Below are 17,628 nucleotides of genomic sequence, written 5' to 3'. Positions count from 1 at the left end.
CGCACCCATGACCCGACCATCCACATCGGACGAACCGCGTGTGCTGACCGAGCTTCAGCACAGCATGTTGCTGCACAGCCTGAGCGCACCCGAGGAGGGCAGCTACGTCGTCCAGTGCACGCTCGCGCTGTCCGAACCCTTAGACGTAGAGGCTTTCGGCGCCGCACTGCGCGCCCTGGTCGAGGCACACCCGGTCCTGCGCACGGTGCTGGACCCCGGCGGTCCCAGCCAGTTCGTGCGAGCACACGCCGAGTTCACGATGCGTGTCGTCGACTGGCGTGACGGCGACCCGGATCAGCGGCTGCGCGACCACCTGCTCGCCGACAAGCACCTGCCGTTCGACTTCACGGCGCCGCCGATCCGCTTCCTGCTGGCGCGCACCGGATCTGAGCAGCACCGGTTCCTTCTGACGGTGCATCACGCGCTGGTGGACGGCCGCTCACTTGCCGCCCTCGTGCACGAGCTTGTGGTCCGCTACGACGCGTTCCGCACGGGCGGCACTCCTGATCTCCAGCAGCGGACGCCGTTCAGCGCCCACTTGGACTGGCTGGCGCAGCAGGACTTCAGTACGAGCGAACCGTTCTGGCGCACGCACCTCGCCGGATTCACCGCAGCCCCCAGGCTGGGCGGCTCCACTGGCGACAGCGGCTACGGCTCGATTTCCCGCACCCTGCCCGAGCAGGCGACCGCCACCGTCGAGCAGCTCGCCCGGGAGAACCGGATTCCGGTCAGCGTGTTCGTGCACGCCGCTTGGGCGATGTTGCTCGCGCAGTACCAGGGCAGTGATGACGTGGTGTTCGGCGCGACCCGGTCCTGCCGGGCCGGCGTCCCCGGCAGCGGGTCGATGCTCGGTCTGCTGATCAACACGTTGCCGCACCGCACGGAGGTCGACCCGGCTCACACGGTGATCGACTTCGTGCGCGAACTGCGCGACCGCCACAAGCCGCTTCAGCAGTACGAGCACACACCGCTCGGGCTCATCCGGCAATGGGCCGACGTGCCCGCGTCGATGCCGTTGTTCGAGAGCATCCTGGTGTTCGAGGACTTCGCCGTGGACACGCTGTTCCGCAGGCAGGGCGGGCGCTGGGAGAACACCCGCACGACCTATCGCGACCAGGTGGGCGTGCCGCTCACGTTGAACGCCTATCGCGACAGCGAGCTCGCCTTCTCGCTCGGCCACGACCGCTCGCGCTTCGACGCCGCGGCCGCGGCGAGCCTCCTGACCCACTTCGTCGAGCTGCTGAGCGCGATGGCGGCCGACCCCACCCGGTTGCTGGGCACGCTGCCCGGTCCGTCCGATCCGTTCGCCGCCGCACGCGCCGCCGACGAGTTCTGGGTGCGTCGCCTCACCGGGCTGCAGGCTCTCCGCCTGCCGCACGAAAAGCCCTCGTCAGCACCCGCGGATGAGTACGTCTCGGTCCAGATCGCGGCACCGGGCGGTGATGTCGAGGCTCGCGTCCTCGCGTTCCTGTCCAGGATCAGCGGCCAGACCGACGGTTTCGACGTGGGCCTCGACCACGGGATTCTGCGGGTGCCGCCGATCTCGGAAACGTTCCGTACTTCCGTGCGGACCGAACTGGAGCTGGCCCGCGCACGCCCGGCTCTCCGAGACGACATCTGGACCCGGCCGGAACTGTCCGGTCCCACCGCTGATCTGGCGCGGGACGGACTCCCGGTCAGCGTCGTGTCCGGCCTCGACACCTCCCCGAGGCCGGGCACGACGCTCTCGATCGGGATCGCGGAGAACGGCACGACGCTGTGGCGGTTCTCGGCCAGGCACTTCGCTCCGGAGGCCGTCAAGGGCATCACCCAGCGCTTCGGCCAGTTCACGGCATCCGACTTCACCACGGCGTCCCTGCTCACGACGGCCGACCGCACCCAGATGACGGCGGAGTGGGCGAGCACGCGCCGCGACTACCCGCGCGCCAAGTGCGTGCACCAGCTGATCACCGAGCAGGCACGGCGCACTCCGGACGCCCCTGCCGTGATCTTCGGTGACACCACGCTCACCTACGGGGAACTGGACCGCCGGTCCGCCGACCTCGCCGCGTTCCTGGTCCGGCGCGGTGTCGCCTCGGGCTCGTTGGCGGGCGTCTACCTGCGCCGCTCCGCCGACTTGGTGGTCACGCTGCTCGGGGTGCTGCGGGCGGGTGCCGCGTACGTGCCGCTCGACCCCACGTACCCGCCGGCCCGAATCCGGGCGATGGCCGAGGACGCCGGCCTCGCCGTGCTGCTGACCGAGTCGGCTCTGCTGGACGACGTCGACGACTTCCCCACGCACGTGGTCGACCTGGACCGAGCGGATCTGCGCGGGCTGGGCGAGAAGTTCCGGGAGCGTGCGAATGCCGGTGACCTTGCCTATGTCATCTACACCTCGGGTTCGACGGGCAAACCCAAGGGCGTCCGCGTCGGTCACCGCGCGCTGACGAACTTCCTCTGTGCCATGGCGAATCAGCCCGGATGCACGGCTGGAGACCATCTGCTCGCGGTCACCACGGTCTGCTTCGACATCGCCGGTCTGGAGCTGTACCTGCCGCTGATCTCTGGCGGACGCGTCGAGGTCTGCGCTGAGGAGACGGCCGCGGACGGGTTCGCGTTGCTGGAGCAGCTCGGCCGCAGCAGCCCGACCATGATGCAGGCGACGCCGGCGACGTGGCAGATGCTCCGCACTGCGGGGTGGCGCGGTGACGCGAACCTGCGGGTGCTGTGCGGCGGCGAGGCGCTGCCGCAGGATCTGGCCGACTTCCTCGCCGGGTCGTGCGAGCAGGTGTGGAACCTCTACGGCCCCACCGAGACCACGATCTGGTCCACAGTGGACGAGGTCGTCGCCGGGAAGCCAGTGACCATCGGCAGGCCGATCGCGAACACCCGCCTGCACGTGCTCGACGAGACCGGTGCGCCGGTGCCGCCTGGTACGCCGGGCGAGCTGTTCATCGGCGGCGACGGTGTTGCTCAGGGTTACCTGAAGCGGTCCGAGCTCACCGCGTCCCGGTTCGTTCAGAGCCCGGCGGGCCTGCCACCCGGCATGCTCTACCGCACCGGCGATCTGGTGCGGCAGCGGCCGGATGGGCGGCTGATCTACCTCAACCGCATGGACAACCAGGTGAAGGTGCACGGGCATCGCATCGAACTGGGTGAGATCGAGTCCCGGCTGCGCGGACACGAAGCGGTCTCCGACGCCGTCGCCATCGTGCGCGAGGACTCCCCTGGCGACCGTCGTATCGTCGCCTATCTCGTCGCGCGCCAGAAACGGGCGAGCGACGCGGACCTGCGTGGGTGGACGGCCTCGGAACTGCCGGGCTACATGGTGCCGTCGGCGTTCGTGTGGCTCACCGCCATTCCTCAGACCGACAACGGCAAGGTGGACCGCAAGGCCCTGCCCGCACCCGCAGCTCCGGTCGCTCTGTTCGTCGTGCCGCGATCCGAGACCGAACGCGCGGTCGCAGGCGTCTGGCAGGACGTGCTCGGGCGCGGCGATGTCGGCCTGGACTCGGGGTTCTTCGACCTGGGCGGCAACTCGCTGCTGCTGATGCAGGTGGTGAAGCGGCTGCGTGACGAGTTCGGCGTCCCGGTGACTCGCGTGGACATGTTCAGCCACCCGACCGTGCGCGCGATGGCCGGTCACCTCACCGCGAAGACGCCGACGCGAGCGAAGGCGGACACCGGAAGGCGCACAGCAGGACTCGCTGATCTGCGCGCGTTGCGTTCGGTCAAGACACCAGGAGACGGGGAGCCCCGAAAGTGACCTCATGCAAGGTGTGTTCGCTGGGGGCACAGCACCCTGGTGTGACGCTGGACGACGACGGCCTGTGCAACCTGTGCAAGCTCACGATGGCGACCGATCTCGTGGAGAACTTCCGCTACACCAGCGAGATGTACCAGGGGTTCGTCAACGCGGGGCCGAACACCGCCGGCGAGTTCGACTGCCTGTTCATGTACAGCGGCGGCAAGGACAGCACGTTCATGCTCGACCGTTTCGTGAACGGCCTGGGCAAGCGCGTGCTGGCCTACACCTTCGACATCCCGTTCGAGAGCAAGCACTCCGTTCAGAACGTGCGCGGCATGCGGGACAAGATCGATGCCGAGTTCCTGCTGGACTCCGACGACGACGGCATCACGAAGGTGATGGCGGAGATCTTCTCCCGGAAACCCGAGAAGCCCGGCAAGTACCTCGACGAGAAGCTGCCCTGCTACTCGTGCCGGTCGTTCTTCCTCATCCGCGCGATCCTCGTCGCGTTCGAACGGAAGATTCCCTACATCGCGTTGTGCGCGGATCCGCAGCAGATCCTGACCATGGAGTCGGACGTCCGGAAGGTCGTGCAGGGCTTCTACCGCACGTTCGGTGCGAAACTCACCGACGAGGTGTTCAAGGGCAGGATCGAGGAGATCCTCTTCGCCCCCGCCGACGACCTGCCCCGGATCGTCTTCCCATACATCGGGTCCCGCTACGACTACGACCCGGACCAGATGGTCACCGAACTGAAGGACAAGGGGCTCTACAGCGCCTCACCCCTGGAGACGCACTGCCGGCTGTTCGGACTGCTGAACCTGTACTCGTACACGCACTGGGGCAGCATGTACTACAAGATCAACGCCTCCAGTCATCTCCGTGCGGCGCATCGCAATCCCGACCAGCAGCGCACCTCGTTCAGCCTGAAGTTCCCCAAGGCGCTCAACGTGATCGAGCTCGAGGAACGGCTGCGCACCACCCTCTTCGCCATCTCCGCGAACGAGGGCGATCCCGCCGAACACGAGCGGGAGCTGATCGAACTCTTCTCGATGCTGGGCGCCACCGAGGACGCCGCCGCCCACGTCGCCCGCACCTGCCTCGAACTGAAAGAGACCGCGGCCGAGTTCGGCATCGCACTGCCCCGCCGCTGACCTGACCAACCTGGAGCATCATGGCACTCGACATCGCGATCGTCGGCATGGCTTGCCGGTTCCCCGGCGCGGCGGACGTGGACGCGTTCTGGCGCAACCTGTGCGCGGGCCACGAATCGGTCCGCCACTTCACCGACGACGAACTGCTCGCCGCTGGCACACCGCCGCACGTGCTGGCCAATCCGGCGTACGTCCGGGCCGGACAGACGCTCGCGGACGCGGACATGTTCGACGCCGAGCACTTCGGCATCACCGCAGACGACGCCGAAATCCTCGACCCGCAGCATCGGCAGTTCCTCGAATGCGCGCACGAGGCGCTCGAACACTCGGGGTACGACCCGAACTCGTTCGACGGCTCGATCGGCGTGTTCGCCGGCGCAGGCATGAACACCCACCTGCTGCACGGCCTGTACGAGCGCTACCTCACCGCGTCGGGGCCGGAGCGGTACCGGCTGATGATCGCCAACGACAAGGACTTCCTGGCCACCCGGCTGTCCTACAAGCTCGGCCTGCGCGGGCCCAGCATGAGCGTGAACACCGCCTGCTCGACCTCGCTCGTCGCGGTGCACCAGGCGGTGATGAGCCTGGTCGGCGGCGAATGCGAGATCGCGCTGGCCGGTGGTGTGCACGTACGCACTCCGCAGGTCGAGGGCTATCTGCACCAGGAGGGCATGATCCTGTCGCCCGACGGCCACTGCCGGCCGTTCGATGCTGCCGCCCAGGGCACCGTGCTCGGTAGCGGCGTCGGCATCGTGGTGCTCAAGCGGCTCGCCGACGCCGTGCGGGACGGCGACCACATCCACGCCGTGATCAAGGGCAGCGCGGTCAACAACGACGGCGCCGCGAAGTCCGGCTACACCGCCCCCAGCGTCGAGGGACAGGCAGCGGTGATCACCGAGGCGCAGGCGGTCGCCGGGATCTCGCCCGACACCATCAGCTACGTCGAAGCGCACGGCACGGGCACGCCGCTGGGCGACCCGATCGAGCTGGCCGCGCTCACCGAGGCGTTCGGCCCCGGCCTGCCCGCGGGTGGCTGCGCAATCGGGTCGGTGAAGAGCAACATCGGCCACCTCGACGCCGCGTCGGGCGTGGCCGGGCTGATCAAGACCGCACTGATGCTCGACCACGCCAAGCTGGTGCCGAGTCTGCACTTCACCTCGTTGAACCCGGAGATCGACGCGACCACGCTGCCGTTCCGGGTGAGCACCGAGACCGCCGACTGGCAGGCGACTGTGCGCCGGGCCGGGGTCAGCTCGTTCGGCATCGGCGGTACCAACGCCCACGTCGTGCTGGAGCAGGCACCCGCGCCGGTCGTTGCGGAGCGTCGCGAACAGGACCAGCTGCTCGTGCTGTCCGCGCGCACTCCGTCCGCGTTGGAGACCGCGACCGAGAGGCTGTCGCGGTATCTGCGGGCTCATCCTGAGCTGGAGCTGGACGACGTGGCGCACACACTCGCCGTGGGGCGGCGGGCACACCGCTATCGGAGGGCCGTCCGCTGTAGCGGCGATGTCCGCAGCGCCGCGCTCACCCTCGCCATCGGCGATGAGAACAACGTCGTCACCGCGACGGCTGAAGCCGCACCGAGGTTCGGGTTCACCTTCGCCGCAACGATTCCCGGTGCGATCGACCTCTACGACGAGTTGCCCGCCTTCGCTCTGCTCGTCGACTCCGTCGCGGCGCGTTCGGGCGCAGGGAATGCCCGCCAGCTGCTGAGCACCTCCTCGCCTACCGCCGCGTTCGTCACGCAGCTCGCACTGACCGAGTTGCTGCTCTCCTGGGGAATCTCGTCCGCCGCCGTTCGCGGCGGTCTGGGCGAACTCGTCATCGCGTGCCTGTCCGGCACTTCAGACCTGCATGAGGCCTTGGCCAAGGCCGAGGGCCATGCGGCCGTGGAGTTCGCCTCCGGTGACCCGGTGGCGCTGTGGGTCGATCTCGGCGACGTGGCCACGGGCCGCGGTCCCCTGCTGAGCGCGCTGGCACTGGTGTGGGCTGCCGGTGCCGGGGTGGACTGGCAGAAGGTCTACGCGGACGAACGAGCACGCCGGGTTCCGCTGCCGACATATCCGTTCGAGCGGAAGCGGTACTCGGTCGGCACGCAGACCGCTGTGGTCGAGCAGCCGCGGCAGCTGCTCACCGACGAGGCGTCGATCGTCGGGTACGTGCAGGAGGAGGTCATGCGGATCTTCGGGGCGCAGGACGGGCCGCCGGACCCCGACCAGGACGTGTTCGAGCTGGGCCTGGACTCGCTCGTGCTCATCGACATCTCCGCCAAGCTCGGTGCCGAGCTGGGCAGGCAGGTGCCTGCCTCGGCTTTCGCGGAGCATCCGACGATCCGGGGGTTCGTCGGGGCGCTGATGGCAGACGAGGCACGCGAACCTGTCACCGCAAGCTGAGCGATCCACCCGAAGGTCGACGGGCGGTACCCCCTCAGGGTGCCGCCTGTCGACATGTTTGGACCAGTAGCGTTACCTCTCTCGTTGACAGGCATCAGCCGACGGCTACTCACGCTCGTGTGACGCGCACCACTTAAAGGACGACCGCGGTGAGTTCCGGCGGCCGCCAACCCGTTAGGTCTTCGTTCCAACCTTCCGCTGTTGACTAAGGAGATCGGCAACGTGACCGGGTTCGGCTCGCGTGCCGACGGCTCTGACCAGCATCTCAGCCACCAAGAGGTCAGGGCGGTCAGCCAAAATCACAGCAACAACCCCGATTCAGGGGCTGCAGTTGTGATGCAGAAACCTTCTTTTCCTCCGTGCGTCCAGCCACACGATCGCACCGAATGCGAAAAGAGGACTCTCGGGAAGCTCAGGATTCTGACGTACGAGTCCTATTCCAGAGGCAACGGCTGGCACCTCTCGGAAGATCTCGCCCAGGAAGTAGTAATCCGCCTGGCGAGATCCGGGAAAACAATGTGCGAAGTTGCCACAAGTTACTGCATTACCGCCCTGAAGTGGGAAATCAGCGAACATTGGAGGAAGAAAAGTGACGTAGCAGAGCACGACTTGACGTTCGGCGACGACACGCGGGTCTACGAGGCAGTGGGCCCACCCTGGCTGAAGTCGCTGAGAACAGCAACGAAGGAAGCACTCGATTCGCTTCCTCGACGTCAACGACAGGTGATCACCGCACGATTCCTCGAAGACAAGACCGTCAACGAGGTGTGCCGGGAGCTGCAGCTTCCGGCCAAGGTCGTGCACAACTACACCTCGTTGGGGTTGACGCGGCTTGAGCCGTTGCTGGCAGGAATGAATTAGAGGAGCCGAAGATGTGCGTGGACCAGCGGAATCGCAGTCACGCCAACAGCTCCACCCCCACGGTTGTGAATGAACTGGATCCGGGATTCTGGCCCCGGCTCCTCAGGCTGCTTCTGAGGTTTCGAGTCCAAGCCTCTGCCGTGCCGAAGTGCATGGCGGTTCTTCACACCGCGGAGCAGGTGGGCGCCGGTCATGTGGGGACCGGCGCCCACCCGCTTCAAGTTGGGGCTCCTCGCGCTGAGACTGGAGATCAGCACGAGGAGAGCGTGTCGCCCATGGTGCTGCTGCACTTGCAGCTCCACCAGGCCGTGGTGCGGGCATCCCTCGGGGATGCCGACAGCGCCCGAACGGCGGCCGAGCTGTACGAACTGCTCAACCAAGATGAAGACGCCGCTGTGTGGTGGCACAAAGCGGCAGAACTCGGAGATCCGGATGCGATCGACTACGTGAACCGCATCCTCACATAGTCGAGCTTTCGCACCCACGCCGATCTCGGCAGCATCGGAAGCATGGAACAGCTGCGAAGCAAAGAGGGATGAGCCTTCCCGGACGTGGAGAGATTCGGGAGAGGCAGCCGGCACACCAGCGCAAGAGTGGCCCTGCAGGCCACACGATTCCCCCCTTGCGATTGTGTGCCGCACCGTCGAAGCAGGGGGAAACTGCTAGACGGTACATGTGTCACACGGGTCGCTCAGCGTGTGACCGCAGAAAGGGGTTAGCACAGATAAGAGGTGTCCGCTGGAGACAGCAGCGGAGACGTCGTTCGCAGATTGGTTCGACAGGTTGTGTCCGTGTCAACCTGTCGAACGGGGGTCAAGCGGGCGGGGACGAAACCGATATTTCGTCCCCGCCCGTCCGAGGCAGTGAGATCCAGTTGACTCAACTCGTTCTCCTATCAACACCAGGAACAGCGTTGAGAGGAGACAAGAAGATGAGCAAGAAGTCGTCGGCAGATGACGGCGACACGGTTCGCGCCAACTGGATCGAAGTAATCGACGGTTGGGTTCGTGACCCAAAGATTCGACGCGACGCGCTTTTTGGGCTAGCGCTGGTGATGCTGACTCTTGGGGGTGCTGGCGCCTACGCCAGCGGAGCCCTCGCACCGCTGTTGCACAACACGGCGGCTCAGATCCTGGCTGGCGGTGCCTCGGTCCTCGGAACCGGCTGGGCTGGTGCCCGATACGTCCGCAGACAGCGCTCAACGCGACGAGCAGCAACCTCAGCTGCTCTGGCGGCGGACCTTTCAACTGCTGAGACGGCGCCATGAGCAGTGAGGGCCCAGCTGTCGAGACAATTCCGCCTCGACCTGACAGCCCTCACGCTCCGCAGCTCAGACGCGGTGGACGAAGACCGGGTTCGAGTAGAACCACAGGTCGTCCCATGGGCTTTCCTTGCCGTCGGCCAGCGGTTCGTCCTCGTTGGTGCCGGTCCCGCGAACCCTGGCGTACAGGTTCGTCTGCACGTCCCGCAGCGTGTGCCGAACGTAGTACTCGTCGCCATCGCGGCGCCACTGGTCCGGCCCGAACCTGGCCACCACCTTGGTGGTCGGGTTGGTGTCGGCGTCGCGGTTGGCGTTCGGCCCGGTGATCTCGCCGACGATCAGGTCGACGCGGCGGATCTCCGGCCTGACCCCGTTTCCGTTCTTCCCCTTCAACGGGCGGAAACAGATCTCGATCTCGACGTCGTTGCGGTCGCGGCGGCGCACGGTCAGGCTCTCGCCGGCTGCGGCCTTCCTGCCCCGGTTGCTCGCGGTCACGTCGAGGCTGGTGACCAGGTCGCCGGTCGTGACGAAGATCCGGCCGTTGCGCAGGCCGTCCATGATGTCCGCGTAGTCCTGGCGCGCGTGCACGTAGGTCTTCGAGTACTCACCAGGCCAGAAGTCAGACCCGCCGCGGGTCCAGTGCACGTGGGAGTCCGAGGTCGCCGTGATCCACCAGCGCCGGCCTTCGCCGAGCAGCGAGTCCCACAGGCCGCCGACGCGGGCCGTCATCTGGTCGAACCCGCCGTACGTCGGGTGGCTGCCGTAGCCGCCGCGCGCACCGCCGACGAGCGGGCCGGCCTGGTGGCCGGGCGAGCCTTCGAAGCCGACGTAGACGTCCGGTGCGGCGTCGTTGCCGTTGCGGAACTCCCGGGGCGTGTCCTGGCCGTACACCCCGAGGCCGGTGGCGGACCTGGCTGCGTGGTGCGCGATCACCAGCGGCTTCTGCCGCATGTCCTTGGCCGCCTTGAGGAACTCCACCATCTTGGCCTCGGTGTCACGGCCGGGATCGTTGGGAAACGCGTCGCGCTTCGCGAAGCGGCTCTCCAGCTCGAAGAGCATCTTCGCTTCGTCGTCGTGCCGCGGGATCATCAGCGTGTGGTGGTCGAGTGCGGGTGCGTCGAACTCCATGCCCCAGAACTGCAGCACCTCCGGCACCAGCTTGCGGGACAGCAGCAGATCCGGGTAGGCCTGCTCCAGGTTGACCTTGGAGTGCGTCGGTCCGCCGTGGTCGGTGCACATCGCCCAGGTGAGGCCGAAGTTCTTGGCCATGATCGCGTTTGTGACGATCGGGTAGACCGCGTCGGCTCCCTTGTGGAACCGCGGCGGCGTCACGGAGGTGTCGAAGTCCCCGCTGTACTCGGAGTGCACGTGGTGGTCACCGGCTCTCCAGGACCGGTTCCGAGAACCTCTACCTCGTTCCTGTTCGTCGTCTGCCTGTGCCGGTGCGGCAACGGAACCGGCGGCGACGAAGGTCGCGCCCACTCCGGCGAACTTGACGAGCTGCCGCCGTGATACCTGCGGTTGTCCGGAATCCGTGATGTCTGCCATCGAACGATCTCTCCTCGCCAGGGGTGCCTGTGCGGCCGGGCGAGTATCAGTCGCCACCCTGAACCTGGGGTGAACGCCGTCTAGCTCGCCCGCGAACTCCCTGCCCGCCAAGAGAACCTGTCAGAGCATCACGACTGTGAACAAAACGGCTTGAGCGGCGCTTAAGTTCGCTGGCAACGGCTTTTGTTCACACAGCAGGGGGATCGTGTCGTGCCGCCATCGGACATCAGTACGGTCGTCGCCCGTTGCCGGCAATCAGACCAACGCGCCTGGGCAGAACTCATCGAGTCGTTCCGGCCGCTGGTGTGGGTCACGGTCCGTTCGTTCGGTTTGGACGCCGACGACGCCGAGGACACCTGTCAGGCGACCTGGACGCGGGTGTTCCAGCGGATCGACGTGATCCGCGAGCCCGAGAAGATCCGCGCGTGGATCGTGACCGTGGCCAAGCGCGAGGCGCTGCGTCACGTCGGGCGGCCGAAGCGGGATCTTCCGGTCGGCGACGGGCTGGAGTTGCTCGAACTGCCCGCGACCGAGGCCACCGCCGAGGAACTGCTCGACGTCGCGGCGGAGCACTCCCGGCTGGGTGAGGCCGTGTCCGTGCTCAGCGCACCGCAACGCGAGTTGCTCGATCTGCTGTTCGGCGAGGACGAGCTGAGCTACGCGGAGATCAGCAGGCGGCTGCGGATTCCGCACGGATCCATCGGCCCGACGCGCCGACGCATCCTCAACCTGCTGCGCGAGGAACTGGGTGTTCCTCGCCATCTCGCCGTTGCCGACACCGCCGAGGCTGTATCCGCGGACGGCTCCGGCCGTTCTGTGCAGCTGAGCGCGACAGCCTGACCTGGAGGACGTGAATTCATGATGCTCTCAACGGAATCCGCGCGGGAGTGGCTCGTCGACGCCGTCGCGCGGCGCAAGGGGTTCGACCCGAGCCAGATCGCCGCGGACTGGCACTTCAACGAGCTCGGGCTGGACTCGACGGACGTGCTGGTGCTGTCGGACGAGCTCGCGAAGTGGGCCGGCGTGGAGATCGACTCCGCCACGCTCTGGTACTTCCCCACGATCTCGCGGCTCGCCGAGCACGTCGCCAGCGAGGCGGCTGCTCCCGCATGAGCGACATCGCGATCGTCGGGCTGGGCGGGCTGTTCGCCGGTTCCCGCGACATCAGCGCGTTCTGGCGCAACGTCCTGGCGGGCAACGACTGCCTGACCGAGGTACCGGAAAGCCATTGGCGCGTCGAGGACTTCCTCGACCGCGACCCGGCCGCGCCGGACAAGACCTACAGCGTGCGCGGCGGCTTCGTACCCGAAGTGCGGTTCGACCCCACCGAGTTCGGCATGCCGCCGAACCTCATGGAGGTCACCGACATCGTCCAGCTGCTCTCGCTGACCGTCGCCAGAGACACGCTCTCCGACGCGGGCGCTCCGGGCTCGTCCTGGTACACGCCCGAACGCACTGGCGCCGTGTTCGGAATGACGGGCACGGGCACCTTGCAGCACTCGCTGTCGGCAAGGCTGCACACTCCGGTGCTGCGCCAGGTGCTGCACCACAGCGGTCTGTCCACTCAGGACGCCGACGACGTCGTCGACCGGTTCAGCCGCGCGTTCGCACCGTGGGAGGAGAACGCCTTCCCCGGTCTGCTGAGCAACGTGGTGGCCGGCAGGGTGGCCAACCGGTTCGACCTCGGTGCGCTCAACTGCACGGTCGACGCCGCCTGCGGCAGCTCGCTCGCCGCCGTCAACGTCGCCGTCTCCGAGCTGCAGTCCGGACGGGCCGACCTGATGCTCACCGGCGGCTGCGACATCGAGAACACCATCTTCATGTACATGTGCTTCGCCAAGACGACCGTCCTGTCGCGCGGCGACCACATCCGGCCGTTCGACGCCGCCTCCGACGGGACGCTCATCGGCGAGGGCATCGGAATGCTCGCCCTCAAGCGCCTGGCCGACGCCGAACGGGATGGTGACCGCGTCTACGCCGTCCTGCGGGGCATCGGTTCATCGAGCGACGGCCGGTCGAAGAGCATCTACTCGCCGAACGCAGAGGGGCAGATTCGAGCGCTGCACCGGGCGCACACCGACGCGGGCGTCGAGCCCGAGACCATCGGCCTCGTCGAGTGTCACGGCACTGGAACCCCGACCGGTGATCGCACCGAACTCGAGGCGCTGAGCCAGGTCCTCAGCGGTGCTGATCGAGGAAGCGTCGCGGTCGGCAGCGTGAAGTCGCAGATCGGGCACACCAAGGGTGCCGCAGGCGCGGCAGGTCTGATCAAGACGGCGCTGGCGCTGCATCAGAAGGTGTTGCCGCCGACCATCAACGTGGACACGCCGGCCGCGGTGTTCGCCGACTCCCCGCTGTACGTCAACAGCACGACCCGGCCGTGGATCGTCGAGCCGCACCGGCCCCGTCGCCGTGCAGGGGTGTCGGCGTTCGGCTTCGGTGGCACGAACTTTCATTGCGTGGTCGAGGAGGCAGACGCTCCGCAGACAGAAGTGCTGCACCCCGCGACCGAGGTGCGGATCTGGCACGCACCCGACGCCGCGGCGTTGGCCCAGCTGCTGACGAACGAGCCAGCGACGGGAACTCCGATTCCCGCCGAGCACGCACGTGTCGCGCTGCTGGCCAGGACCGACGAGGACTTCGAGCGCCTGCGCACCGAGGTGCTGCAGCGGCTGTGCACCGACCCGGACTCCTTCGAGATCGACGGCTCCGCGTACTACCGCAGGCGTGCGATCACAGGCCGAGTCGCCGCAGTCTTCGCCGGGCAGGGCAGCCAGTACCTCGGCATGGGGTCAGCGGCCGCGCTGTCCGTGCCGGCGGTGCGCGAGGCGTTCGACGCGGCGGCACTGGCGTTCCCGGGTTCTCCGCCTCTCGGCCAGGTGGTCTTCCCTCCCCCGGTCTTCAGCGACGAGGAGCGGGCGGCCCAGGAGAACCTGTTGCGCCGAACCGACTTCGCACAACCCGCCATCACCGCGCTCGCCGCGGGCCAGTTCGCGTACCTGCGCGGACTTGGCTTCATGCCGGACGGCGCGGTCGGCCACAGCCTCGGCGAACTCGGTGCGCTGTGGGCAGCGGGAAGCCTCTCCACCGACGAACTCTTCCGGCTCACCGCGGCCAGAGGCGCCGCCATGGCCGGCGACGCGGCAGAGCCGAGCGCGATGGCGGCGGTGTACGCGTCGGAACGTGACGTGGAAGGGCTGATCGCGAACGAGCCCGATCTGTGGATCTGCAACGTCAACGGACCGCAACAGGTCGTGGTCGGTGGTGGCGAGAAGAGCATCACGCGGCTCGTGAAAGCGCTGCAGATGACCGGTCCGCGCATCTCCCGGCTCCCGGTCGCGGCAGCCTTCCACACCAGGTACGTCGAGCACGCGCTGGTGCCGTTCCGCAAGGCCGTCGACCAGATCGTCGTGAAGGCTCCGGCAGTTCCGGTCTACGCCAACACCCGTGGAGCCGAGTACGGCACCGACACCGCCGCCAATGCCAACGTTCTCGCGCAACAGCTTCGGGAGCCCGTGCACTTCGCTCCCCAGATCGAGCAGATGTACGCCGACGGGTTCCGCGTGTTCGTGGAACTGGGCCCCAGGCAGGTCCTGAGCGGCCTGATCCGCCGGATCCTGGCCAAGCGCCCGGACGCGGTGGTGCTGTCCGCCGACGACGGTCCGCACGGCGACGGCGACCACAGCCTGAAGCGGACGGCGGCGCGACTGGCCGTCCTCGGCGCCGGGCTCACCGGCTTCGGTCGCCACATCACGCACTCACCTCAACCCCAGCACACGGAAAGGATGGCGATCCTGGTGACCGGCGCCAACCACGTCGCCGACGAGCGACGCGCCTACCTGGACGAACTGGCCGCACCGGCCCTCGCCCCGGCACCGGCTCCGGCCGCGACGCCTGCCGCGGGCTCCTTGCTGGCAGAACACCTCGCGGGCCACAGCGAGTACCTGCGCGGGCAACTGCGAGTCTCAGAACAGCTCACAGGGCTCCTGCGCGACCAGGCTCAACGCGGCCCGATCGACCCGGCGCTGACGGAAGGCGTCAAAGCACTCGTCCAGCACAGCCTCGAACTGGGCCGCACCCACGTGCAGGCCGCCGACACCGTGCTGCGCCTCGCCCATCTCGCAGGGTCCTACGAGGGCACGCTGCGCGCCGCGACACCGGCGCCGCTCGTCCAGGAGCCAGCCCTGATTCCCTCGCCGGCACCACTTCCCGCGCCGATCGTCGCACCGGCGCCTGTCCCTCCCGCGCCCGTCGCGGTAGCTCCCGTGGTCGCGGTAGCGCCGGCCGCCGAACCGACGATCGGCATCGTACTGGAGATCGTCTCGGCACAGACCGGCTACCCGGTGGCGGTGCTGGACACCGGCATGGACCTCGAGTCCGATCTGGGCGTCGACTCGATCAAGCGGGTCGAGATCATGAGCGCTGTGCGGGAACGCTTCCCCACCACGCCTGAGCTGGAACCCGAGCGGCTGGCGGAGTTGCGCACGCTCACCGACATCAACGACCTCCTGGCCGGCGTCCCGCAGGAGGTGGTCGGCCCAAAAGCAGGTGAGGGCGCACCCGGCGTCACGCCGGTGCGTCCACGTCCGCTGCCCGCGCCGGACGTCACGCATGACGCGTACGTCGTCAAGCGGGCGCTTGTCAGGGGCGAGTGCGGTCTGGCGAAGCGGCTGGCAGACGCCCTGCGAGACGGAGGCTGGGACGTCACGTCCACAGTGGATGGATGGCTCGACCTGGTGGTTCACATCGCCGAAGAGCCTGCAACCGTGGCCGACGCGGCGACCGCGCTAGCGGAGGCGCTGACCACTGCCAGGCAAACAGCCCAGGTGCTCTCCGAGGCACCGGGCCGGGCAGCCTTCGTGACGGTCAGCCGGATCGATGGCCGATTCGGTGACGTGTCGTTCAACCCGGCGCACGCCGCACTGGCCGGCCTGCCGGGCCTGGTCAAGACGCTGGCGCACGAAGACCGGACCCTGTTCTGCCGCGCGGTCGACCTCCATCCGGCACTCGACGACGAGACCTCCGCCGATCTGCTGCTTGCCGAGATCCACGACGCCGACGTCACGCTACGCCAGGCTGGTCACGACGGGCGAAGGTGGACGATCGCGCCGGACCGCCGCGCCGAAGTCGAGACGACTGCTGAGGCACCGAACGCTGACGACGTTCTTCTGATCATCGGCGGTGGCCAGGGCGTCACGGCTGCGTGCGCACGCGAGTTGCACGCGTTATACCGCTGTCAGGTCGTGCTGGCAGGCCGCACCGAACTGACCGACGAACACTCCTGGAGCGACAGCGTCCCGGAGCAGGAACTGACGGCGGCCGTGACCGAGCGGCTGTCAGCGAACGGACGTCCGACACCGCGGGCAGTGGCGAAGCTCGTCAAGCAGATCCAAGCCCAGCGGGAGATCCGGGCAACGCTCGCGGCGATCGATGGCACCGAGTACGTGACGATGGACGTCACCAACGCGGCGAGCGTCCGCAACGCGCTACTTCCGTACGCCGACCGCATCACCGGAGTGGTGCACGGCGCGGGCGTGCTGGCAGACCGGCGGATCACCGAGATCGACCTCGATCTCGCCCGCCACGTGCTCGCGGTGAAGGTCGACGGACTCGGTCACGTGCTCGACGCACTCGACACTGAACAGCTCCGCCACGTCATGCTGTTCTCCTCGGTCGCCGGCCTCTTCGGCAACCCTGGACAGGCGGCCTACGCCATGGCGAACCAAGCGCTTGATGGCATGGCTCGCGCGTTGCGCACGACTCTGCCGAAGGCATCGGTCACCTCGGTGGCGTGGGGTGCCTGGGCAGGCGGCATGGTGACGCCGGAGCTGGCTCGCCGCTTCGCCGAACGCGGTGTCGAGCTGATCGACGTCGCCGCAGGCGCCAGGCTGTTCGCTGAACTGTGCACCGCGACGGACGCGGTCGTCCAGGCCGGGCCCGGACTCACGACCGGCCGGACGCTGAGGATCGCGGCACTCGAGGCCGATCCGGTGCTCGCCGACCACGCGATCGGTGGTGTGGCGGTGCTCCCGCTGACCGGAGCGATCGGCGCGATGCTCGCCTCCGTCGAACACCGGCAGCCACGTGGGCTGAGCCGAGTCGCCGTGCACCGCGGTCTCGTCCTGGACGAGAACCGCCCGTCAGAGCTGGTCGTCAGCTCAGGTGGTGACGACGTGCGCGTGCACGACGGCGGCGGCAAGCCGAGGTACAGCGCGACGGTGCACTTCGAACTGGGTGAGCCCGAGAAGCTGGAACTCCCCGTGGAGTGGATGCCGATCACTCCGTACTTGGACGGCACGTTGTTCCACGGCCCGGCGTTCCAGGGGATCACCAAGGTCGATGGCAATGCTTTCGGTTGCACGCTGCCCGCTCACACGCTGGCAGGTGGCCTCTGCGCCACCAACGACTACGACCCGGTTCGCGCTGATCTCCTGCCGCAAGCCGCCGCCCTGATGGTGTCGAGGGATCTCCGCCGGTCCGCGTTGCCCACTCGGGTGGAGCGGGTCGAGGTGCACGCACCGCTGGGTGAGGAGTTCGTGGTCGTCGTGGAGAACCTCGTCGACCAGGCGCCGAAAGCCGTCTGCACGGTGACGGCATGCGCGCCCGACGGCCGGGTGTTGCTGCGCTTCACCGGTCTCGAACTCGTCACCACCTCGAATCTCGCCGCGAAGTTCGGCCGCTGAG

9 protein-coding genes are annotated in these 17,628 nt (G+C 67.8%); 8 read left to right on the top strand and 1 reads right to left on the bottom strand.

The features are described 5' to 3' along the window. The first annotated feature begins 7 nt into the window (after nt 1–7). The 5 genes from SK803_RS41560 to SK803_RS41540 all read left to right on the top strand — a co-directional run bounded on the left by SK803_RS41560 (nt 8) and on the right by SK803_RS41540 (nt 8,602). On the top strand, nt 8–3,745 hold the full coding sequence (locus SK803_RS41560; protein WP_319971718.1) for a non-ribosomal peptide synthetase: 3,738 nt from the start codon (nt 8–10) through the stop codon (nt 3,743–3,745). Next, nucleotides 3,742–4,881, top strand: coding sequence for an adenine nucleotide alpha hydrolase family protein (locus tag SK803_RS41555; RefSeq protein WP_319971717.1), 1,140 nt, complete (start codon nt 3,742–3,744; stop codon nt 4,879–4,881). Before SK803_RS41560 ends, SK803_RS41555 begins: the two co-directional genes overlap by 4 nt. A 20-nt stretch (nt 4,882–4,901) precedes the next feature. Beyond that, nucleotides 4,902–7,274, top strand: coding sequence for a type I polyketide synthase (locus tag SK803_RS41550; protein WP_319971716.1), 2,373 nt, complete (start codon nt 4,902–4,904; stop codon nt 7,272–7,274). A 201-nt stretch (nt 7,275–7,475) separates the two neighbouring features. Then, complete coding sequence (locus tag SK803_RS41545; protein ID WP_319971715.1) at nt 7,476–8,135, top strand: RNA polymerase sigma factor; 660 nt, start codon at nt 7,476–7,478, stop codon at nt 8,133–8,135. Nucleotides 8,136–8,410: 275 nt separating this feature from the next. Further along, nucleotides 8,411–8,602: a hypothetical protein gene (locus SK803_RS41540; protein WP_319971714.1), complete on the top strand. Its 192-nt coding sequence runs from the start codon at nt 8,411–8,413 to the stop codon at nt 8,600–8,602. An 863-nt stretch (nt 8,603–9,465) separates the two neighbouring features. Here SK803_RS41540 and SK803_RS41535 read toward each other — a convergent pair. Then, nucleotides 9,466–10,944, bottom strand: coding sequence for a CehA/McbA family metallohydrolase domain-containing protein (locus tag SK803_RS41535; RefSeq protein ID WP_319971713.1), 1,479 nt, complete (start codon nt 10,942–10,944; stop codon nt 9,466–9,468). Between the two features lie 210 nt (nt 10,945–11,154). Between SK803_RS41535 and SK803_RS41530 the strand changes: the two genes are divergently transcribed. Genes SK803_RS41530 through SK803_RS41520 form a run of 3 tightly spaced genes read left to right on the top strand, consistent with a single transcriptional unit; the run spans nt 11,155 to nt 17,627 of the window. Then, on the top strand, nt 11,155–11,784 hold the full coding sequence (locus tag SK803_RS41530) for an RNA polymerase sigma factor (RefSeq protein ID WP_319971712.1): 630 nt from the start codon (nt 11,155–11,157) through the stop codon (nt 11,782–11,784). Nucleotides 11,785–11,802: 18 nt separating this feature from the next. After that, nucleotides 11,803–12,057, top strand: a complete 255-nt coding sequence (locus tag SK803_RS41525; protein ID WP_319971711.1) for an acyl carrier protein — start codon at nt 11,803–11,805, stop codon at nt 12,055–12,057. Next, a complete protein-coding gene (locus tag SK803_RS41520) occupies nt 12,054–17,627 on the top strand; it encodes an SDR family NAD(P)-dependent oxidoreductase (protein ID WP_319971710.1) in 5,574 nt (1,857 codons plus the stop codon). Before SK803_RS41525 ends, SK803_RS41520 begins: the two co-directional genes overlap by 4 nt. Nucleotide 17,628 lies beyond the last annotated feature (1 nt).

It is taken from the genome of Lentzea miocenica (genome assembly GCF_033949945.1).
In the GTDB taxonomy this organism is placed as follows: Bacteria; Actinomycetota; Actinomycetes; order Mycobacteriales; family Pseudonocardiaceae; genus Lentzea; species Lentzea miocenica.
The sequence above is the reverse complement of the archived record's forward strand: the minus strand, read 5'-3'. Positions and strand labels throughout refer to the sequence as shown.